General features: G+C 65.2%; 21 protein-coding genes and 2 tRNA genes. 13 read left to right on the plus strand and 10 right to left on the minus strand.

Going from position 1 to position 20,012, the window contains the following annotated elements; all coding sequences use genetic code 11:
- Nucleotides 1-69: 69 nt before the first annotated feature.
- Nucleotides 70-1,407 carry a dipeptidase gene (locus ACOI2T_RS11530; RefSeq protein ID WP_409501306.1) on the plus strand — a complete coding sequence of 446 codons (1,338 nt, stop codon included), beginning with the start codon at nt 70-72 and terminating at the stop codon, nt 1,405-1,407.
- Here the strand turns inward: ACOI2T_RS11530 and bcp are convergent.
- Nucleotides 1,396-1,869 (minus strand): thioredoxin-dependent thiol peroxidase, encoded by a 474-nt coding sequence (gene bcp, locus ACOI2T_RS11535; RefSeq protein ID WP_409501307.1) that lies wholly within the window; start codon nt 1,867-1,869, stop codon nt 1,396-1,398. The genes ACOI2T_RS11530 and bcp overlap by 12 nt on opposite strands.
- A 105-nt stretch (nt 1,870-1,974) precedes the next feature.
- Here bcp and ACOI2T_RS11540 point away from each other — a divergent pair, with 105 nt between their 5' ends.
- Together ACOI2T_RS11540 and ACOI2T_RS11545 are read left to right on the plus strand one after the other, a co-directional pair.
- The gene (locus ACOI2T_RS11540) at nt 1,975-2,199 is read left to right on the plus strand and encodes a DUF3618 domain-containing protein (protein ID WP_067847584.1); all 225 of its coding nucleotides are present in this window, start codon (nt 1,975-1,977) and stop codon (nt 2,197-2,199) included.
- Between the two features lie 1,124 nt (nt 2,200-3,323).
- Nucleotides 3,324-3,485 carry a hypothetical protein gene (locus ACOI2T_RS11545; RefSeq protein WP_110774982.1) on the plus strand — a complete coding sequence of 54 codons (162 nt, stop codon included), beginning with the start codon at nt 3,324-3,326 and terminating at the stop codon, nt 3,483-3,485.
- A 68-nt stretch (nt 3,486-3,553) separates the two neighbouring features.
- On the opposite strand, the gene ACOI2T_RS11550 is transcribed toward ACOI2T_RS11545, so the two are convergent.
- Nucleotides 3,554-3,629 (minus strand) — tRNA-Lys (locus ACOI2T_RS11550).
- Nucleotides 3,630-3,785: 156 nt separating this feature from the next.
- Here ACOI2T_RS11550 and ACOI2T_RS11555 point away from each other — a divergent pair.
- The gene (locus ACOI2T_RS11555; protein ID WP_409501308.1) at nt 3,786-5,006 is read left to right on the plus strand and encodes a L,D-transpeptidase; all 1,221 of its coding nucleotides are present in this window, start codon (nt 3,786-3,788) and stop codon (nt 5,004-5,006) included.
- A gap of 96 nt (nt 5,007-5,102) precedes the next feature.
- Nucleotides 5,103-5,465: a nuclear transport factor 2 family protein gene (locus ACOI2T_RS11560; protein ID WP_409501309.1), complete on the plus strand. Its 363-nt coding sequence runs from the start codon at nt 5,103-5,105 to the stop codon at nt 5,463-5,465.
- 3 nt (nt 5,466-5,468) lie between these two features.
- On the opposite strand, the gene ACOI2T_RS11565 is transcribed toward ACOI2T_RS11560, so the two are convergent.
- Nucleotides 5,469-5,936, minus strand: coding sequence for an SRPBCC family protein (locus ACOI2T_RS11565; RefSeq protein ID WP_067847575.1), 468 nt, complete (start codon nt 5,934-5,936; stop codon nt 5,469-5,471).
- Nucleotides 5,933-6,619 carry a DUF899 domain-containing protein gene (locus tag ACOI2T_RS11570; protein WP_067847572.1) on the minus strand — a complete coding sequence of 229 codons (687 nt, stop codon included), beginning with the start codon at nt 6,617-6,619 and terminating at the stop codon, nt 5,933-5,935. Before ACOI2T_RS11570 ends, ACOI2T_RS11565 begins: the two co-directional genes overlap by 4 nt.
- Before the next feature lie 145 nt (nt 6,620-6,764).
- Here ACOI2T_RS11570 and ACOI2T_RS11575 point away from each other — a divergent pair, with 145 nt between their 5' ends.
- Nucleotides 6,765-7,535, plus strand: a complete 771-nt coding sequence (locus ACOI2T_RS11575) for an SDR family oxidoreductase (RefSeq protein WP_409501310.1) — start codon at nt 6,765-6,767, stop codon at nt 7,533-7,535.
- Between the two features lie 69 nt (nt 7,536-7,604).
- Here ACOI2T_RS11575 and ACOI2T_RS11580 read toward each other — a convergent pair whose 3' ends face one another.
- Nucleotides 7,605-8,228, minus strand: coding sequence for a maleylpyruvate isomerase family mycothiol-dependent enzyme (locus ACOI2T_RS11580; protein WP_409501311.1), 624 nt, complete (start codon nt 8,226-8,228; stop codon nt 7,605-7,607).
- A 205-nt stretch (nt 8,229-8,433) separates the two neighbouring features.
- Here ACOI2T_RS11580 and ACOI2T_RS11585 point away from each other — a divergent pair, with 205 nt between their 5' ends.
- The 3 genes from ACOI2T_RS11585 to ACOI2T_RS11595 are packed head-to-tail and all read left to right on the plus strand — an operon-like array spanning nt 8,434 to nt 10,272.
- Nucleotides 8,434-8,709: a hypothetical protein gene (locus tag ACOI2T_RS11585; RefSeq protein WP_409501312.1), complete on the plus strand. Its 276-nt coding sequence runs from the start codon at nt 8,434-8,436 to the stop codon at nt 8,707-8,709.
- Nucleotides 8,706-9,791, plus strand: a complete 1,086-nt coding sequence (locus ACOI2T_RS11590) for a hypothetical protein (RefSeq protein WP_409501313.1) — start codon at nt 8,706-8,708, stop codon at nt 9,789-9,791. Before ACOI2T_RS11585 ends, ACOI2T_RS11590 begins: the two co-directional genes overlap by 4 nt.
- Nucleotides 9,775-10,272, plus strand: coding sequence for a hypothetical protein (locus ACOI2T_RS11595; RefSeq protein WP_409501314.1), 498 nt, complete (start codon nt 9,775-9,777; stop codon nt 10,270-10,272). Before ACOI2T_RS11590 ends, ACOI2T_RS11595 begins: the two co-directional genes overlap by 17 nt.
- A 129-nt stretch (nt 10,273-10,401) precedes the next feature.
- On the opposite strand, the gene ACOI2T_RS11600 is transcribed toward ACOI2T_RS11595, so the two are convergent.
- Together ACOI2T_RS11600 and orn are read right to left on the minus strand one after the other, a co-directional pair.
- Nucleotides 10,402-10,477, minus strand: a tRNA-His gene (locus tag ACOI2T_RS11600).
- A gap of 41 nt (nt 10,478-10,518) precedes the next feature.
- On the minus strand, nt 10,519-11,166 hold the full coding sequence (orn, locus tag ACOI2T_RS11605; RefSeq protein WP_067847948.1) for an oligoribonuclease: 648 nt from the start codon (nt 11,164-11,166) through the stop codon (nt 10,519-10,521).
- A 103-nt stretch (nt 11,167-11,269) separates the two neighbouring features.
- On the opposite strand from orn, the gene ACOI2T_RS11610 reads away from it, so the two are divergent.
- Nucleotides 11,270-12,847, plus strand: coding sequence for a helicase HerA-like domain-containing protein (locus ACOI2T_RS11610; RefSeq protein WP_085143849.1), 1,578 nt, complete (start codon nt 11,270-11,272; stop codon nt 12,845-12,847).
- Nucleotides 12,848-12,924: 77 nt separating this feature from the next.
- Here the strand turns inward: ACOI2T_RS11610 and cmrA are convergent, their stop codons facing one another.
- Complete coding sequence (gene cmrA / locus ACOI2T_RS11615; protein WP_409501315.1) at nt 12,925-13,731, minus strand: mycolate reductase; 807 nt, start codon at nt 13,729-13,731, stop codon at nt 12,925-12,927.
- 32 nt (nt 13,732-13,763) lie between these two features.
- Between cmrA and ACOI2T_RS11620 the strand changes: the two genes are divergently transcribed.
- Nucleotides 13,764-15,068, plus strand: coding sequence for an MFS transporter (locus tag ACOI2T_RS11620; protein WP_409501316.1), 1,305 nt, complete (start codon nt 13,764-13,766; stop codon nt 15,066-15,068).
- Here ACOI2T_RS11620 and ACOI2T_RS11625 read toward each other — a convergent pair.
- On the minus strand, nt 15,065-15,820 hold the full coding sequence (locus ACOI2T_RS11625; RefSeq protein ID WP_409501317.1) for an MmpS family transport accessory protein: 756 nt from the start codon (nt 15,818-15,820) through the stop codon (nt 15,065-15,067). The two genes, ACOI2T_RS11620 and ACOI2T_RS11625, sit on opposite strands and share 4 nt — an antisense overlap.
- A gap of 104 nt (nt 15,821-15,924) precedes the next feature.
- On the opposite strand from ACOI2T_RS11625, the gene ACOI2T_RS11630 reads away from it, so the two are divergent.
- Nucleotides 15,925-17,793 (plus strand): S9 family peptidase, encoded by a 1,869-nt coding sequence (locus ACOI2T_RS11630; RefSeq protein WP_234790801.1) that lies wholly within the window; start codon nt 15,925-15,927, stop codon nt 17,791-17,793.
- Here the strand turns inward: ACOI2T_RS11630 and ACOI2T_RS11635 are convergent.
- Complete coding sequence (locus ACOI2T_RS11635) at nt 17,790-18,386, minus strand: SACE_7040 family transcriptional regulator (RefSeq protein ID WP_409501318.1); 597 nt, start codon at nt 18,384-18,386, stop codon at nt 17,790-17,792. The genes ACOI2T_RS11630 and ACOI2T_RS11635 overlap by 4 nt on opposite strands.
- A gap of 81 nt (nt 18,387-18,467) precedes the next feature.
- Between ACOI2T_RS11635 and ACOI2T_RS11640 the strand changes: the two genes are divergently transcribed.
- A complete protein-coding gene (locus ACOI2T_RS11640) occupies nt 18,468-20,009 on the plus strand; it encodes a carboxyl transferase domain-containing protein (protein ID WP_409501319.1) in 1,542 nt (513 codons plus the stop codon).
- Nucleotides 20,010-20,012: the final 3 nt, after the last annotated feature.

Below are 20,012 nucleotides of genomic sequence, written 5' to 3' on the forward strand. Positions count from 1 at the left end.
CGACACGCCGCGTTTTCCGGCATTTTGCGGTCGCTCGCGGTGGACGAGGAACCCACTACGCTCGTCACCATGAGCGATCTCGTGGAACGGGTGCAGCGAGTACTGCCGTCGGTGCGATCCGATCTGGAGGATCTGGTCCGCATTCAATCGGTGTGGGCCGACCCGGCCAGGCGCGACGAGGTGCACCGCAGCGCCGAAGCAGTGGCGAAGCTGTTGTCCGAGGCGGGTTTTCCCGACGTCCGGATCGTCAGCGAGGGCGGCGCGCCTGCCGTCATCGCGCACCACCCGGCACCGGACGGGGCGCCGACCGTGCTGCTGTATGCCCATCACGATGTACAGCCCGAAGGCGATCCGACGCAGTGGAACTCCGCGCCGTTCGAACCCACGGAACGCGACGGCAGGCTCTACGGCCGCGGCACCGCCGATGACAAGGCCGGTATCGCAACACATCTCGCTGCGATCAGAGCCTTCGACGGCAAGCCACCGGTCGGCGTGACGGTCTTCGTCGAAGGCGAAGAGGAATCCGGCTCACCCTCGCTGGGTGCCCTGCTGGCCGCGCACAAAGAGGCGCTGCGCGCCGATGTCATCGTCATCGCGGACTCCGACAACTGGAGCACCGACATCCCGGCCCTGACGGTATCGCTGCGCGGCTTGGCCGACTGCGTGGTCGAGGTGGCCACGCTCGACCACGGCCTGCACTCGGGCTTGTGGGGTGGCGTGGTGCCCGATGCGTTGAGCGTGCTCGTGCGTCTGCTGGCAAGCCTGCACGACGACGACGGCAACGTCGCCGTCGCCGGCCTGCACCAGGGGACCGCGGCCGACGTCGATCGTGGTGACGACTGGGTGCGCGACGAGTCCGGTCTGCTGGACGGCGTCGCCCAGATCGGTTCCGGCTCAGTGGTGCAACGTCTTTGGGCCAAGCCCGCCATCACCGTCATCGGCATCGACACCACGCCGATCGACAAGTCGTCGAACACTCTCATCCCGCGAGCCCGGGCCAAGGTCAGCATGCGGGTGGCGCCCGGCGGCGACGCTCGCGCACATCTGGAAGCGCTGACCCGCCACCTCGAACAGCACACGCCGTGGGGTGCACACGTGACGGTCACCCCCGGCGATGTCGGTCAGCCCTACGCGATCGATGCGACGGGCCCGGTGTATGAGGCTGTGCGCGCGGCGTTTCGCGAGTCGTGGGGCACCGATCCGGTGGACATGGGGATGGGCGGGTCGATCCCGTTCATCGCCGAGTTCGCGACGGCCTTCCCGCAGGCCACGATCCTGGTCACCGGCGTGGAAGATCCAGGCACCCAGGCACACAGCATCAACGAGAGCCTGCACCTCGGCGTGCTGGAGCGGGCGGCGACGGCCGAGGCGCTGCTGCTGGAGAAGCTCGGGCGGCTAAACCGATAGGTCCCGACGAAGCTTGGCAACGTGACCGGTGGCGCGCACGTTGTACTGTGCGACCTCGATCTTGCCTTTCTCGTCGACGACGAACGTCGAGCGGATCACGCCCTGAACGGTTTTCCCGTACATCGTCTTTTCGCCGAATGCACCCCAGGCCGTCAAGACCTCGCGATCGGGGTCGGACAGCAACGGAAAGGTGAGGCCCTCCGCGTCGCGGAACTTGGCGAGTTTGGCGGGCTTGTCGGGAGAGATCCCGATGACGTCGAGCCCCGCGCCGTTGAGTTCGGCGAGACTGTCCCGGAAGTCGCAGGCCTGCTTGGTGCAACCCGGGGTGGACGCGGCCGGGTAGAAGTACACGATGACCTTGCGGCCCTTGTAATCGGCGAGCTTGACGGTGTTGCCATCGGCATCGGGCAGACTGAACGCGGGGGCGGTGTCACCCACCTGCAGGCGGGGGGTTGGCGGCATGCGCGGTTATCCCTTCTTGTCGGCCGGTGCCGTCGACACGGTGCCGGCTGATCTAGGGTAGTGCGGCAGGGCAGCACGACATGGAGCGGCTTGGAGGAGCAAACAGTGGCGAACCGCGATCCGGAGACCATCAAGCAGGAGATCGACAAGGCTCGCGATCAATTGGCGTTGACTGTCGACTCGCTGGCCGAGCGTGCCAACCCGCAGCGGTTGGCTGACGACGTCAAAGCGGCGGTGATCAGGTTCGTCAAGAAACCTGTTGTCGCGGCCTCGCTCGCGGGTGTCGGCGCTCTGGTCGTCGTCGTGGCGATCCGACGGGTCAAACGCTGACGATCTTTCAATCAGCAGTTAGCCCAACGGCCGGTGCGGTGTGATCCGCCACCGGCCGTTGTCGTTATTGACGATCTTGTCTCAGCGCCGTCTGCCGAGCAGCAGCCAGTCGGTCAGCGAGAAACTCGGGGGATTGGCGACGCGTCCGAGGCGTCGGCAGCTGTGCACCATGAGCGGCTGGCCTGCAGCAACAAAGGAGGAGGTTGACGACGGCGTGGGGTTAGCGCCCCCGGCGGTGGTCATCAGCTAATACCTCGTATCTCGGCATCACTGCCGCACAGTGCCGAATCATCAGGGCTCAGCTAACTTGATCTTAGCAGCTTGTTTGGTGTCTGACCAGCGTATGTAATCCGCCTCGCATTGTATGCAGTAACTTACGTAACCGTCAACGGTTTGGATGTCGCGAAACCTTGCCTTACGGCATGCCGGTTAACAGCACATTCCATGACGTGTCAATGGCTGTCTGGCGGAACTTAACCAAAGGCGTCCTCTGCAAATGATCCGGACGCGGTGGAAGAGGCGGCGCACCCGGTCGCTTTGCCGGTGGTTACGACGGACGCCAGCGAACCCGTGGTATTTGAGAGTCGGGCAGTGCACCCGCACCCTCCCTGCGGGCCGCCAGGGACGACCCGCTAGGGTGATCTGCGAGTCCGGGTGCCCGGCAAGAAGTTTGCTGGGCGCGAGCCGCAGGCCTGCGGTGAAGCGGTTTGACCAATTTATTGACACAGACATCAATCCATTGGCAAACCGGTGTTCGTCTGGTATGCACGGCTTTTCCGTCGCTACGTGGCGAAGCGGCGGCGAATCTAAGATTCGTCGCAGAATATTGTATGAACGGCTCTTATTCCGAGATCGGTTGCTACCCCATAGGTGTACAGCTAAGGTCGGGATCAGGTCTGGGTCGGGGAGTCGGGCCGAGATCTGATCGGAACCGCAACACGAATGAATCGTGTGACTAGGGGGATTTTGCCGTGCAGCAAACGATCTGCGAATTTGCCGCCGTCATCACTGGTGCGACCACAGGCGAAGCCGGGCTCAACGTTCGCCGGCAGTAGACGGGCCGTTCGCAGCGGGTACCCAATGCGAGACGCCTTTCACACGATCCTGGAGGTCATATGGCACACGTGAGCGATGAAACCCTCAACGATTTACGTAGGGAACTCGACCGCTTCAAGAGCGAGCAGTACCGAGATCGCGGCTACGCGGCGGCCCACCTGGCCGGCGCGGTGGAGATGTTGTTGGAAGAAGCCGAACAGAGCGTCGGCGACCACTATCGGGCCGGCTGAGCCGGCCGACGCCGTGCCTGGCCCGGAAACACCGAAGGCCAGGCATCGCGTGCCTGACCTTCGGTATGTGGTGCGCCGTCAGGGTTTCGAACCCCGGACCCGCTGATTAAGAGTCAGCTGCTCTACCAACTGAGCTAACGGCGCGCGTGTGAGACAATAACAGGACTCGTGGCCAAGCGTGAAATCCGCTGGCCACGCGCCGTTAAGAGACGCTGTTGTCGGACTCTGGTCGCCGTAGCCCTTAGACTATTGCCAAGAATTGGTTGATCGACAGCCAACGTTATGAGGGGTGGAGCAAAAATGGGGCAGGTGCAGACGGTGGCCCGTCCGCACCGGAATCTCTTCCGGTGGGCGATTGTCGCCATGGTGCCCGCTGTGATGGCTGGTCTTGTGGCCTGTGGCCGGGACGAGCCGGAGGGGCCGCCGCCGGTGATCACGGACAAGGGCACGCCGTTCGGCGACCTTCTCGTGCCCCGGGTGAACGCGTCGGTGACCGATGGGGCGGTCGGCGTGACCGTCGAATCTCCGGTCACTGTCACCGCGGAGAACGGTGTGCTCGGCGCCGTGTCGATGACCGACGAAGACGGTAACCCCGTCGCGGGCAAGGTCAGCCCTGACGGTTTGACCTGGTCGACCACCGACCCGTTGGACTACAACGAGCAGTACACGCTCAACGCGTCCTCGCTCGGCCTCGGAGGCGTGGCCAACCGCAGGCTGACGTTCGAGACGCACTCGCCCGAGAACCTCACCATGCCGTACGTGTTGCCCAACGACGGCGAGGTCGTCGGCGTCGGACAGCCGCTCGCGATCCGCTTCGACGAGAACATCACCGATCGGGTCGCCGCGCAGCGCGCCATCACCGTCAAGACGACTCCGGCTGTCGAAGGGGCCTTCTACTGGCTCAACAATCGCGAAGTCCGTTGGCGCCCCGCGCAGTACTGGAAGCCCGGCACGCGCGTGGACGTGACGGTGAACACCTACGGCGTCGAACTGGGTGACGGGCTGTTCGGCCAGGGCAACGTCGAAACTCACTTCACGATCGGTGACGAGGTCATCGCCACCGCCGATGACAACACCAAGACGCTGACCGTGCGGCGCAACGGTGAAGTCATCAAGACCATGCCGATCTCGATGGGCAAGAACAGCACGCCCACCAACAACGGCACCTACATCATCGGCGACCGCTATGAGCACCTGGTGATGGATTCGTCCACCTATGGCGTTCCGGTCAACTCGCCCAACGGTTATCGCACCGAGGTCGACTACGCCACCCAGATGTCCTATAGCGGCATCTACGTCCACGGTGCGCCGTGGTCGGTCGGCAGCCAGGGCTACAGCAACGTCAGCCACGGATGCCTCAACGTGAGCACCTCCAACGCGCGTTGGTTCTACGAGAACACCAAACGTGGCGACATCGTCGAGGTGATCAACACCGTTGGCACGGTTTTGCCCGGCACCGACGGGCTGGGGGACTGGAACATCCCATGGGAACAGTGGCGGGCCGGTAACGCCAGCACCTGATCGGGCCGCGTTCAACTACCTGTGCGGTAATCGACAGCACGCACCTATCGCGGCGAATCTGGTTCTGTACCAGTTCGATACCGCGAAAGAGGCGACATGCCCGAACTCAATGACACCGTCACGGCCTACCTGAACACGTGGAATGCCACCGACGAAACCGACCGAAAGCAGTTACTGCACCAACACTGGTCACCGGACGCCACCTATGTCGATCCGCTGGCCGAGGTCAGCGGGCACGATGAGATCTCCGGGACCATCGCAGCTGTGCATGCGCAGTTCCCGGATTTCGTGTTCACCCTCGTGGGTGAACCCGACAGTCACCACCGGCAGGTTCGCTTCCAGTGGGGCCTCGGTCCGCGCGACGCCGATCCACTGGTGATCGGATTCGATGTGCTGACCACCGATGGTGACGGCCGGATCGACACCGTGCTGGGATTCCTCGACAAGGTCCCGACGTGAGCGCTAGCGCACTGAACGGTCCAGCGCCGCAAGCGATTCAACGATGAACTCTTCCGGGAACGGTGGCATGCCACCGATCTGATCGGCGAAGCTCTGTGGCGTGTTGGTCCAATCGTAGGTGAGGGTCACGTCGGTGCCCGAGTCGTTCGGCGACAGGTCGTAACGCCATGTCCAGCCGCCGGGATCGTGGTTGCCCGATTCGTCGAGTTGACCGGGCAGCCACTCGATGGCGCGGTCCTTCTCGAAATCGGTGACCAGATTGTGCATCACGTAGTGCCCACCGGCCGCGTCGAGGAACATGTTGATCGCGAAGATCTGGCCGGTCCCGGTGATGGGTTGCGGGTCGATGGCGTCGCGCACCCAATCACCGGGCTCGGTGTCCTGGTGGCGGGCCGGGTCGGCCAGGACTGCGAACACTTCGCTGGGCGGTGCGGCGATCGTGCGGGTGACGACGTAGCGGGTGTCGGTCATGCGGTGTCCTCTCCGTAAAGGCGGGCGATGTCGGGGCTGTCGAGCCAGCCCGAATAGGTCGGTCGTTTCGGCCAACCCTCGGGCGAATCGAGCCACTCTTCCTGCCGGCCCCAGGGCAGCAGGTCGATGAGCGCGAATGTGTGGCTGAGCTGTTCGGTGCCGCGGCCGTTGGTGTGCCATGTCCGGTACACGGTGCCGCCGTCCCTGAGAAAGACGTTCACCGCGAAGCCCTCATTGGGTGGGGCGTCGACGTCGGCTCCGAACGAGCTCTCCGACGACGAATACCAGTCCATCTTGTTGCCGACCTTCGCGCGGTAGGCCAGTGCTTCGTCGATCGGACCGTTGGTGACCACGACGAAACGCGCGTCGTAATTGTCCAAGAAATCGAGCCGGGTGAACTGCGATGTGAACCCGGTGCAGCCACCGCACTGCCATTCGGCGCCGTCGGTCCACATGTGGTGGTAGGTGATCAGCTGCGACCGGCCCGCGAACACGTCGACCAACCGCACGGGCCCGTCGGCCCCGATCAGCGTGTAATCCGGCAGTTCCACCATCGGGAGCCGCCGCCGTGCGGCCGCGATCGCATCGAGTTCCCGGGTGGCGGCCTTCTCGCGCTTGCGTAGCTCGTCGAGCGCGGCCCGCCAGGTCGCCTGGTCGACCACCGGGGGCATTCCCGTCGTCATCCCTACCTCCTCATCCCGCGGAGTCAACTGTCGTTCCCCTGTACTGACCCACCACGCGACCGAAACTCATCGCGCACGGTACTGTCCGACGCACGAAGGGTGGCCTAACACTTTCACGAGAAAATGGAAAGCAGGTGGATCCAGAATGAGCGGCCAACGCACCGACGCCGCAGGATTGCGGCTCCTCGTCATCGGGGCTTCGTCGGGCATCGGACATGCGGTGGCGACGAGTGCCGCTCAGCGCGGCGCCAAGGTCGCGGTGGCGGCGCGTCGAATCGATCTCCTGAAGTCTTTGGCCGACGCTGTCGGAGGTTCGGCATTCGAACTCGACGTCGAGGATGCCGCTGCCATCAATCGGGTGGTCGGCGCGGCCGCAGACGCGCTCGGCGGTCTGGACGCGGTGGTGTTCACGAGCACGGTGGTTCCATTCGCGTACATCGAGGACACCGACGTCGCGACATGGCTGCACGCGTTCAGTGTCAATGCCGTCGGCGCCAACAACGTGTTGCGTGCCGCGCTGCCGCACCTGACCGACAACGGCGTGGTCCTGATCGCCTCGAGCCATGATGTCGGCCGTCCCCGAGCGGGTGTGGCCGCGTACAGCGCCAGTAAGGCCGCGCTCGACGAGATTCTGCACTCGTGGCGCAGCGAGCATCCCGAGCTCTCGATCCTGCGCGTCGGTATCGGACCCACCGACGACACCGAGATCCTGCGCGGCGCCGACCGTGACCTGCTGGCCCAGCTGTTCGAATCGTGGGTCGAGCACGGCCAGCTGCCCGCACGGATGTCGGCGCTCGACGACGTCGCCAACACGCTGGTGTCATTGGTGACGAGCGCGCATGAGAACCCCAGTGTCGTCGCGGAATTCGTGCAACTCGCGCCGCGCATCAAGAAACCGTCGGCCGAGACGTCGTAATCGGGGAGCGTTCACCGGGACCAACGCAATGGTCGATCCTCGCAACGGATTTCGACCTTTATGTCGGTTTCAACGCTCGGGCTGCAGGCGTGCGACGCCATCGCCGGTCAACTCGTCGGCGACCGCCGCGATCCGCCCCGTCATGGCCAGCAGCAGCGCCTCGCCGGATCCCCGTATCTCGGCACCGCGTCCGCCGGCCCAATCGACATCCGTGGCGACCAGCCGCATTCCCCGCGTACGCCGGGCACCGCCGATCACCGGGCTGACCCGGGCGTAGGTCAACGATGTGCGCAGCGCATCAGTCGGGATGGTGCGGGTGAGGCCGAGCGGACGCCGGATGTCTTGCTGGTGGACCAGGCATTCGATCACCGCCACCCGCCCGCCGTAGAGCGCGCCCGCCCCGGACGGCTCACTGTCTCGCATGAGCGCGACGAGCCGTGCGGGGTCGACATCAGAGAGTGCCTCGAGGGCGCGGGCGTTGAGCTTGTCGACGTCGCCCCGGCACACGGTCATGTTCAGCACCAGCCGGGGGAGACTCTGCCCCAGGTAGGAGATCGTGTGTGCGGCCACGTCCCGCACGGTCCACTCGCCGCAGAGTGTGGGGGACTGCCACTGCACCGGCGAAAGCCCGGCCAATAGTTCGGCGAACGCATCGCGTTCGGCACTCGCCAGGCTCCGGACTTCGTATGGCACGGGGTCAGTGTGCCTGATTGTGGAACGACCATCAGTTCGGGGCGTTTCAACGCATTCGGTCGACACGGCACTAGTCCCTGGCAAACAACAAGGGCGCTGTCGGTCTCCGGTTGAGGTAGGAAACGGTCGATACGCCGTGAGGAGGGATGTTCACAGCAAATGCCGGTAGGCTGCCGTCCAAAGAGTGGCCAGTTGGGGGATTGGCATGGCAAACGAGCTCGAAGTCAACGTTGATGGTCTGCGTATGGCGGCAGCCGCCAGTGAGATCGACGCAGCGACGATAGCGCCCGCCACTACCTACCGAAACACCTCGGTGCGACCAAGCAGCGCTGGTATCTCCGCTATCGAAGCAGCGGTAGCCTCCGTCCGTCGCCGCCAAATCAGGCGGATTTCCGGGCAGGCCATCGACCTGCGCGAAGGTGCTGATAGTTACGACAGCGCGGACGAGGTCGGCGCTGACGCCATCACGAAAACCGTGTGATCGTCAACATGCCCGCTGGCTCTGCCTCTCAAGGAATTCCTTCTCGCACAGAGATCGAAGAATGGAACACGTCCGATCTTGATAGTGCAGCATCGAGCTGGCGGCAGCGGGCGATCGAATCGGAGGAAGTGTTTGAGCAACACCGCCAGAACATTCTTTCGCCGGGCGGCACGGATTGGGAGGGCAACGCCAAGGACGCTGCGTTGGACCGCGTTGCCTCTGATATCGGTGTCGTTCGAAGCCAAAACGTCGTGCTGCGCGAGGCCGCGGGAATCGCACAGGACGGTGCTCACGATATCCGGGCCGTACAACGCAAAGCGCTGGATGCGATCGCTGAAGCCGAGGCGGATGGGTTCAGGGTCGGTGCCGATCTTTCGGTGACCGACACGCGGCGAATGACGGTCTCTACCATGGCGGCCCGGCAGACCGTTGCCACCGAGCACGCCGAGAACATTCGATGGAACGCCGAGCAACTTGCCAACACAGACCAGTTGGTTGGCCGACGCCTTCAGGCCAAAGCCGCTGAGCTCGAAGGTATTCGGTTCGACGGTGAAGACGACGGCGACGGCTCAGTTCACCTCGTGGATAACGAAATCAGGGAGAATCCGCCACTGAATTCCCCGCCATACCCGATGTATGACGTGATCGCCGACGCCACCGACCTTGACGGCAACCATGTTGTCCTGCGGCGTGGTTACTACGACGCAGTTACGGGAAGGGGATTCGGTTGGGATAAGGCGTACTGGAAGCACGGCATCATCAACCCTAATGTGTTCAAAGACCTAATTTCACACAGCCGACCAGTGAGCAACGACAACGGAACCCTCGTCTACGACGTTCCGATCAACCGTGCCCATTGCACGAAGGGTGCCTTCGGGATGATCGACTGTCAGGACACCGGTGAGAGCGTGACGATAAGAATCGTGGTGAATAGCAGCGAAGGAAATCCCGTGGTACCAGATGGCGGACAGAAAGGTGTGATCACGATGTATCCGCTTGCGGGCGGGAGTGGAGTCGTGGAAGTGCAACCGGGCTGGACGCTGACACCGCCGTGGGTGAACAACAATGTCCCGATCAACTGAGGCCACCCCCGCGGAGCGCGAGTTCGCTTCCGACGTGCTGAGAAACTTGTTGCGCCGCATCGACTCTGAGAACCAGAAGCACGAACAGCAGACGGTTCTTGTCTCGCACGCTTGGACCGAGGGGGCGGTGTTCTACGTGGTGTACGACGCTCCGCCGTCCGACATCACGTGGGGATTGACACGTGACACCAGGGAGTCGATCGTCGACCTCGGTCCATGGACCGATCTGGATGAGGCAGTGCTCTACTACTACCTGTTGGATTTCGAGGAGAATTGGCCGGGTCGTTTCTCTCGTCAGCCTGGAGAGCCAGACGTCATCCGTTGGTCGGGGGACCTAAGCGAAGACCTTGTAGAGCACCCGTCAGATATCCCCGATGGCTATCGTCATTCACCGTCGGCAGGAGATACGGCCGTGGAGTCCGAGCCGCCTGGGCAAGGGCCTGTCACAAACGAACCTCGCCAATACGGAGACCCGCTGTAGCACTGTCTGTCATCGCGCCCGAAAGTACGGATGCAATCACACAGGTGCCGCGCTATGTGGCAAGCGCATGAGCGGAACGCATTGACCGAACCAAAACAAAGGTGGGGGCCGAAAACGGCCCCCACCTATTGGGGTGGCTGACGGGACTCGAACCCGCGACAGCCAGGATCACAACCTGGTGCTCTACCAACTGAACTACAGCCACCATCGCTACCAAGCCTATCGGCACAAGCAGCGTCGTAGATACTAACCGCTCGGACGCTCTACAGCCGAATCGGTTGCCGTCGCGTCGGCCGACCGTGGCCCGAGCTCACTCGCGATTGCGGCGATTTCGCTGGTAGAAGGCCCGGGCTGGGGGACGAACGCGGTCGCGCGGTAGTACTTCAGTTCGCGGATCGATTCGTGGATGTCGGCGAGCGCGCGGTGGGCGAGGCCTTTTTCGGGCTGGCCGAAGTAGATGCGTGGGTACCAGCGCCGGCACAGCTCCTTGATCGAGCTCACGTCGATCATTCGGTAGTGCAGGTAATCGTCGAGTTTGGCCATGTCACGGGCGATGAACCCGCGGTCGGTGGCGATCGAGTTGCCGGCCAAGGGTGCGGTCTTGGCTTGCTTGACGTGGCCGCGGATGTAGTCGAGGACCATCTCCTCGGCAGTGGCGAGGTCGACGGTCGACTTCCGCACCTCCTCGATCAGCCCGGATCGGGTGTGCATCTGCTTGACGACGTCGATCATCGAGGTCAGCGCCTCGTCATCAGTGTGGATCACCACGTCCAGGCCGTCACCGAGGATGTTCAGATCCGCATCGGTGACCAGCACCGCGATCTCGATGAGACGATCGGACTTGAGGTCAAGGCCCGTCATCTCGCAGTCGATCCACACCAGTTCGTCTCGCACGAAGATCCACAGTATGCCCACGCCCGCCAACCAGCCGCCCATACCCACCGGTTGACGACTAGTGTCAGATGCCGACTTGATCGCGCAAACGGGAGGACGCGGCATGACGACCGAATCGACAGCAAACCCCGCGCAGCAGATCGCTGCCGGCTACGCGGTCGAAGGCCAGGCACTGGAGCTGGGCACCGTACTCGTCGACGGAGTCGCCGACCCGGCCGCCCAGGTGCGCATCCCGCTGGCCACCGTCAACCGGCATGGCCTGATCGCCGGCGCGACCGGTACCGGTAAGACGAAGTCCCTGCAGGTGATCGCCGAGCAGCTGTCGGCCGCGGGCGTCCCGGTGTTGATGGCCGACGTCAAAGGTGACCTGTCGGGCCTGTCGAAGCCGGGGGAGACCAACGAGAAGATCGATGAGCGCGCCAAAGACACCGGTGACAGCTGGGCTCCGACGGCATTCCCGGTCGAGTTCCTGTCGCTTGGCACCAGCGGGATCGGGGTCCCGGTGCGGGCCACGATCACCAGCTTCGGCCCGATTCTGCTGTCAAAGGTGTTGGGGCTCAATACCACTCAGGAGTCAACGCTGGGCCTGATCTTCCACTGGGCGGACCAGAAGGGCCTGCCGCTGCTCGACATCAAGGATCTGCGCTCGGTCATCCAGTTCCTCACCAGCGACGAGGGCAAGCCCGAACTCAAGGCACTGGGTGCGGTGTCGACGACGACCGCCGGTGTCATCCTGCGCGCGCTCGTCAACCTCGAAGCCGAGGGCGCCGACACGTTCTTCGGTGAGCCGGAACTGGAACCGAAGGATCTGCTGCGCGTGGACGCGCAGGGCCGCGGCGTCATCACGCTGCTTGAGCTCGGTGCGCAGGCCGCGCGGCCGGTGATGTTCTCGACTTTCCTGATGTGGGTTCTGGCCGATCTGTTCACGACGCTGCCCGAGGTCGGTGACGTCGACAAGCCGAAGCTGGTGTTCTTCTTCGACGAAGCCCACCTGTTGTTCAACGACGCGTCGAAGGCATTCCTCGAACAGGTGGAGCAGACCGTCAAGCTGATCCGCTCCAAGGGCGTCGGGGTGTTCTTCTGCACCCAGCTGCCCACCGATGTGCCGAACGAAGTGCTGTCGCAATTGGGGGCGCGGATCCAGCACGCGTTGCGCGCCTTCACACCTGACGATCAGAAGGCACTCACCAAGACGGTGCGCACCTACCCCAAGACCGATGTCTACGACCTGGAGAAGGCGCTGACGTCGCTCGGCATCGGTGAGGCCGTCGTCACGGTGTTGTCGGAGAAGGGTGCGCCGACGCCGGTCGCCTGGACCCGCATGCGGGCGCCGCGGTCGCTGATGGACACCATCGGGCCTGAGGCCATCACGGCCGCGGCCAAGGCGAGCCCACTGCAGGCCACGTACGGCCAGACCGTCGACCGGGATTCGGCCTACGAGCGGCTGGCCGCCAAGCTGGCCCCGCCGCCCGCCGAGGGTGGCGACGCCGGCGGGTTCGCCGGTGTCGAAGCGTCCGGTGACGTGGCGCCCATGCCGGCACCGGCTCAGCCGGAGGAGCCCGGCTTCTTCGACAAGATGATGTCCAGCCCCGCGTTCAAGAGTGCGATGCGCTCGGCGGGCACCGTCATCGGCCGCGAGATCACGCGCAGTATCTTCGGGACGGGCCGCCGTCGCCGCTGACCCTTGCCGCGGAACTGCATTCACGGTCGTTGACGCTGACGTTTGACGACCGGGAATGCAGTTCCGGCGAAATCGAATTATCCGCCGCCGAGCTTCTTGTAGACGGCGCCGACGATGGGGGTGACGATGGCCCGCGGCGCGTAACCGCTGGCGACCGACATCGCCTTGGACGTCACCCCGGGCACCACGCGCATCTTGTTCTGTTCCAAGCCATCCAGCGACAGCTTCGCGGTGTGCTCGGTCGAGATCCACAGGAAGTCCGGGATCAGTTTCTCGACGAGCGACTGCTCGGAGGCGTCGGGCAGCGTCTCGCGAACCGGGCCCGGTGCGAGCAGCGTGACGTGCACGCCGTCCCGCTTGAGCTCGCCGCGCAGCGACTCGCTGAACGTGTTGGCGAAGGCCTTGGACGCTGCGTAGGTGGCGTTGTTGGGGATCGGCGAATTGCCCGCCGCCGAGCCGGAAATCAGGATGCCGCCGGCCTTGCGGGCCACCATGCCGGGCAACACCGCGAGGACAAGGTCATGTACGCCAAGGACATTCAGCTGAACCTGGGCCTTCTCGCCGGCCGGGTCGAGGTCTTTGACCGCACCGAACGTCGCGGTGCCCGCGTTCGCACACAGGATCGAGATCTCGCGAGTCGACAGCTCATCGCACAGTTCGGTCCTGGCCGTCGGGTCGGCCAGGTCGACCGCGCGCACCTCGACGGTGACGCCGTAGCGCTCGGTGAGCCGCTGCGCCAGCGCGGTCAGCACATCCTCGCGCCGCGCGGTGACGATCAGGTGGTGACCCCGGGCGGCGAGCTCGGTGGCCAACGCTTCGCCGATGTTCTGCGAGGCGCCGGTTACCACGGCGCGGGCGTTCGGATTGGGAGCGGGTACTGGCATCCCGCAATCGTAGAAGCCATAGGGTGGCGGTCATGACCAACCCCGGCCGGGCGCGGGTGCTCGCATGGGCATTGTGGGACTGTGGCGCGACCGGCCTGAACGCGGTCGTCATCACGTTCGTGTTCGCGGTGTACCTGACGGGGACCGTCGGGGCCGACCTACCCGGCGACACGACCCCGGCCAGCTGGCTGGGCCGGGCGATGACGATCGCAGGTCTCGTCGTGGCGTTACTGGCGCCCGTCACCGGAATCTGGGTCGACTCGCCGCTGCGGCGACGCCGAGTGCTCGCGGTGACGACCGGTGCCGCGGTCGTGTTGACCGCGGCGATGAGCCTGATCCGCGACGACCACCGTTATCTGCTGCCGGGACTGGTGTTGTTGGCGTGCACGGCGGCGTGCAACGAGCTGGCGACCGTGCCCTACAACGCGATGCTGCGTCAGTTGTCCACCCCGGAGACATCGGGGCGGGTGTCCGGGCTCGGCCTGGCATTGGGTTACGCAGGCAGCGTCGTGCTGTTGCTGCTGGCCTACGTCGGGTTCATCGCCGGTGACGGTGACACCCGCGGGCTGCTCGGCATCCCGGTGGCGGACGGGCAGAACGTACGCGCGGTCATGTTGCTCGTCGCGGTGTGGTTCACCCTTTTCGCGCTGCCGCTGTTCATCGTCGTGCCGCGGGTGACCGACGCCGGGCCACCCGAACGGGTCGGGTTCCTTGGCGCCTACCGCAAGCTGTGGACCGAGGTCCGCGGGGAATGGGAGCGCGACCGCCACGTGGTCTATTACCTGGTCGCCAGTGCGGTTTTCCGCGACGGGCTGGCCGGTGTGTTCGCCTTCGGTGCGGTGGTCGGCGTCAACGTCTACGGCATCTCGGACGCGAACGTGCTGCTGTTCGGGATCAGTGCCTGTGTGATCGCGGCGCTCGGAGCGGTCACCGGCGGGCTGCTCGACGATCGGCTCGGTTCCAAACCCGTCATCGTCGGATCGCTCGTCAGCATGATCGTGGTGGGCCTCACGCTGATGGCGCTGTCCGGGCCGGTGGCCTTCTGGGCGTGCGGGTTGCTGCTGTGCCTGTTCATCGGGCCGACGCTGTCCGCGGCACGCAACCTGATGTTGCGCATGTCGATCGAAGGCAAAGAGGGCGTGGCGTTCGGTCTCTACACGACCGTGGGCCGCGCGGCGTCGTTCCTGGCGCCGTGGCTGTTCTTCATGTTCATCGACATCTTCGGCACGGACCGGGCCGGCTTGGGCGGCATCATCGTGGTGCTCGCGGCGGGCCTGGCCGGCATGCTCGCGGTGCGTACGCCCGCCCGCGCGGGCGCCGAATCCCGTACCCGCTAGCCCGAGCCCACGCAGATCGTCAGGCCCGACCCGGTGCGATGCTGCGTCTGGACTCCGTTGACCGAGACGGTGCACGACACCTCGGGGCCGAAGTTGAGCACGCTCACACTGGCGGTTTCACCGGCAGGCTCGGCGAGCTCGACGGTTTTGCTCCAGGGCAGCAACACGTTGAACTCCGTCTGGAACATGTTGCCGGTGTCCAGGTAGGTGATGTTGATCGCCCGGCCTTCGCCGGCGACCTCATACGTGACCGTCTCGGTCGCTCCAGGTGTCGTCGTGCCGGTGGGCGGGGTGGTGGGCGGTGGGACGGGTATCGGCCGTGGGGCGCGCGATGTCGTCGTCGGAGTGGTGCTCGGGGTGCTGAAGCTCGGTTCCGGGGCGATCGGCGGTGCGACGACGGTCTCCTGCCGCGAACCGTTCGCGATCACGAGGGCGATGACCAAACCGACCACGATCAGTACCGCGAGCGCGGCCAGCACCCACAACCACATGCGGGGTTCGCGACCGTCGGGCTCCTGCTGCTGCGGCGGCTCACCGGGTGGCGGATACCCCGCGCCGTACTGACCGGTGGCGTACGGGTCGTAGCCGTAGGGCGGGTACGACGGGAGCTGACGGGTGGTATTCGGCGCAGCGGGGTAGACGCCGTTGTACGGCGGCTGGTTCGCATACGCCGGATCCGGATAGTCCACGGGATAGCCGGAACCGAGCTGTTGGGTCGGTTCGGACCCGTCACGGCGTGGTGAATCAGTCATGCCCACCTCATGGCTGCAGGGTACCTGTGCGGGTGCTCAGTGCGCTGCGACCGAGGTGGGTCTCGATACCCTTCCATGGGGTGACACAGGACGGAGGGAGGCTAGTGGCCTCGGCGAATCGGCACGTGCGGGTGAATTACGGCGCATCGCTGTCACCGGATGCGACGGCGTTCGCGCACCTGGTCGACGACGGTGGCTATCCACGCGCCGTTCAGCGGTTCCTGCGCGGCTGGCGGGCGAGTTCGTCGCGGGACGTGGAACTGCCCGTGGTCGGCGCGGTCACGCGGGTGATCCACTCTGCCGATGGCCATTGGCTCGCGTGCGAGGTGTCCCCGGAGGGCGGTACCCGTAGCCAGATCTGGGTCGTCACCACCGATCCCGATGATCGTGACGCACGTCGCATCGACTCATGGCCGGCCGACGCCGCCGAGGGCACGGCGGAGCTGATCGGGTGGGACGGCATGCAGGTGGCCGCGATCCTGACCGGTGACGACGGTGTCGGCAGCTCGTGTCTGATCGACCCGGCGACCGGCAACGTCGTTGTCCTCGACCGCCGGTCGGGCGGCCGGCTGGTCGACTCCTGGGCGGGTGCCTCGCTCGTGCGCGTCGGCCCGCGCGGCTATCGCGAGCTGATCATGTTGTGGGGCCAGACGGAGATGGCGCTGCTGCCATACGACCCGGGCTCCACGACCGATGTCGGCGTTATCCTGGACGACCACCAGCCGCGGCGGTTGCGCAGCGGTTTCGAAGGCGATGCGACCACGCTGATCGAGCCCGCCAAGATGTATGGCGCCGGCAGCACCGATGGCTATGTCCGGGCATTGATCCGCAGCGAGAACGGGGCAAGCCATGCGCGGCTGCTCGAAGTCACGGTCACCGCCGACGGTGTGTCCTACCACGTGGTGGCCGAGCGTCCTGGGTACGAACTCGACGAGTTCGTCGTGAGCGACGATCTGTCCACCGTCGCACTGTTGTGGAACATCGACGGCTGCAGCGAGTTGCAGATCTTGCAGTACGCCGATGAGACACTGTCCGAACCGATTCCGCTTCCCGGGATGGTGGCCAGTGAGCTGAGCATCAGTGCCGGCGGCTCCATGGTGGCGCTGACCGTTCAGGGCCCGTCGCTGCCGCCGACGGTCGAACTGGTCGATCCGCGCACGCGCGAGTGGGAACGGATCGACCGGGAACCGAGCCACGGACCACTCACCGGCACACCGACTTTGGCGCGGATCACCGCGCGCGACGGGCTGGAACTCAACGCGTGGCTCTACGAGCCGGACGTCGAGCCCATCGGGGCGATGATCTTCCTGCACGGCGGACCGGAAGGCCAGTCCCGGCCCGACTACAACGAGTTCTACCCGAAGCTACTGGATGCCGGTATCACGGTGCTGACCCCGAACGTGCGTGGATCCGGGGGATTCGGCCGGGCTTTCATGCACGCCGACGACAAGGAACTGCGCTTCGCGGCGATCGACGATGTCGCGGACTGCGTGCACTATCTCGTCGAGCGGGGCCTCGCGCGCGCCGATCGCATCGCCTGCAGCGGTTGGTCCTACGGCGGATATCTGACCCAGGCGGCGTTGACGTTCCACCCCGAGCTGTTCGCCGCGGGGATCAGCATCTGCGGCATGAGCGATCTGAATACGTTCTACCGCAACACCGAACCCTGGATCGCCGCCGCGGCCTACCCGAAGTACGGGCATCCCATCGCCGATCGCGAACTGCTGGAGCGGCTTTCGCCGTTGTTGCGGGCGCATGCGCTGACCGCGCCACTGCTGCTGGTACACGGTGCCAACGACACCAACGTGCCGCCGAGCGAATCGCAGCAGATGTATGACGCGCTGCGTGCGCTCGGCCGCGATGTCGAGATGCTGGTGTTCGAAGACGACGGCCACGAGATCATCAAGCGCGAGAACCGGGCAATCCTCGTCGACGCCATGGCGCGTTGGCTCACCAAGGCGTTCAGCGGTTAGACCGTCGCGGTCAGGGCGGCGATCGTCATGCGCCGCAGCACCTCGCGCGATTGTGCTTTGGGCGCAGCGGGTCTCACGCTGTGCGGCGTGGAGTTGAGCAGGCCGAACGCGGCGTGTGCCATCACCCTGGCGTCGTCTTCGGGCAGGTCTCGGTTGAGTCGGGTGAGCACCGACACCCAGATCTCGACGTATTGGCGCTGAGCCCGGCGCACCTGCCGCTTGGCGGCGTCGGGCAGGTGGCCGAGGTCGCGGTCCTGGATGCGGATCAGATCCGATTCCCCGAAGGCGAAATCCAGATGGAAATCGACCAGGCCGTCGAGCGCCTCGGCGGGATCGTCGGTGCGTGCGATGACGTCGCGCGCACCGGCGAGCAGGCGGGTGCTGATACCCACGAGCAATTCGACCAGCAGGGCTTCCTTGTTGGGGAAGTGCCGGTAGATCGCCGGCCCGCTCACGCCGACGGCAGCGCCGATGTCCTCGAGCCGGACCGCGAGGTACCCGCGTTCGGCCACCAAGCGTTCGGCGGCGGTGATCAGCTGGCTGCGGCGATCCGACTTGGCCTGGCTTCGGCGCGTCACGGCGCTGGCGGACATGGCGTCTCCGGAGGGTAGACAACTCGGTTAATCGTGACTAACATACCACGAGTTAGTCGCCATTAACTCAAATGGAGCTGCATGTCATCGCACCGCGACGAGCATCTGGCGTTGGTAGCCCAGCTGCGCGCCAAACTCGCCACCGCCGCCCTCGGCGGGCCCGAGCGGGCCCGCGAACGCCACGTCAGCCGGGGCAAGTTGTTGCCACGGGACCGCGTCGACGGGCTGCTCGACCCGGGCAGCCCGTTCCTGGAGATCGCTCCGCTGGCCGCCGACGGCATGTACGACGACGAATGCCCTGGCGCCGGGATGATCGCTGGCATCGGGCGCGTGTCTGGCCGCGAGTGTCTGATCGTCGCCAACGATGCGACCGTCAAAGGCGGCACCTACTACCCGATCACGGTCAAGAAGCACCTGCGCGCACAAGAGATCGCGGCGCAGAACCGTCTGCCGTGCATCTACCTCGTCGACTCCGGAGGCGCCTTCCTGCCGCGCCAGGACGAGGTGTTCCCGGACCGCGAGCACTTCGGCCGGATCTTCTACAACCAGGCCACCATGAGTGCGGCGGGCATCGCGCAGATCGCCGCCGTTCTCGGTTCGTGCACCGCGGGCGGCGCCTATGTGCCTGCCATGAGCGACGAAGCGGTCATCGTGCGCAACCAGGGCACGATCTTCCTCGGCGGCCCGCCGCTCGTGAAGGCCGCGACCGGGGAAGTGGTGACCGCTGAAGAACTCGGCGGCGGTGACCTGCACTCCAAGACCTCCGGGGTGACCGACCATCTGGCCCATGACGATCGCGACGCACTGCGCATCGTGCGCAACATCGTGTCGACGCTCGGCCCTGCCGAGGCCCCGCCGTGGAACGCCGAGCCGACGGTCGACGCGGTCGCCGACCAGACCGAGCTCTACGACGTCGTGCCCGTCGACGCGAGGGTGCCCTATGACGTGCACGAGGTCATCATCCGCATCGTCGACGGCGAGCAGTTCAACGAGTTCAAGGCCGAATACGGCGCCACCCTGGTCACCGGGTTCGCCCGCATCCACGGCCACCCCGTCGGAATCGTCGCCAACAACGGTGTGCTGTTCGGCGAATCCGCGCTCAAGGGAGCACATTTCATCGAGCTGTGCGACAAGCGCAAGACACCGCTGCTGTTCCTGCAGAACATCTCGGGCTTCATGGTCGGCCGTGACTACGAGGCGGGCGGCATCGCCAAACACGGCGCCAAGATGGTCACAGCCGTGGCCTGTGCGCGGGTGCCGAAGCTGACCGTGGTCATCGGCGGGTCCTACGGCGCGGGCAACTACTCGATGTGTGGGCGCGCGTATTCGCCGCGGTTCCTGTGGATGTGGCCCAACGCGCGGATCTCGGTGATGGGCGGTGAGCAGGCCGCTTCGGTGCTGGCCACGGTGCGCGGCGAGATGACCGACGAGCAGGCCGAGGAGTTCAAGGCGCCGATCCGCGCACAGTACGAACACCAGGGAAACCCGTACTACTCCACGGCGCGGCTCTGGGATGACGGCGTGATCGATCCCGCGGACACCAGAACCGTGCTCGGGCTGGCTCTTTCGGTTGTGGGCCAGGCTCCGCTCGAGCCGGTCTCCTACGGCGTATTCCGGATGTGAGGC

Origin of the sequence: Mycolicibacterium wolinskyi str. Jessa 2025 (assembly GCF_049241375.1) — a bacterium.
GTDB lineage: Bacteria > Actinomycetota > Actinomycetes > Mycobacteriales > Mycobacteriaceae > Mycobacterium > Mycobacterium wolinskyi.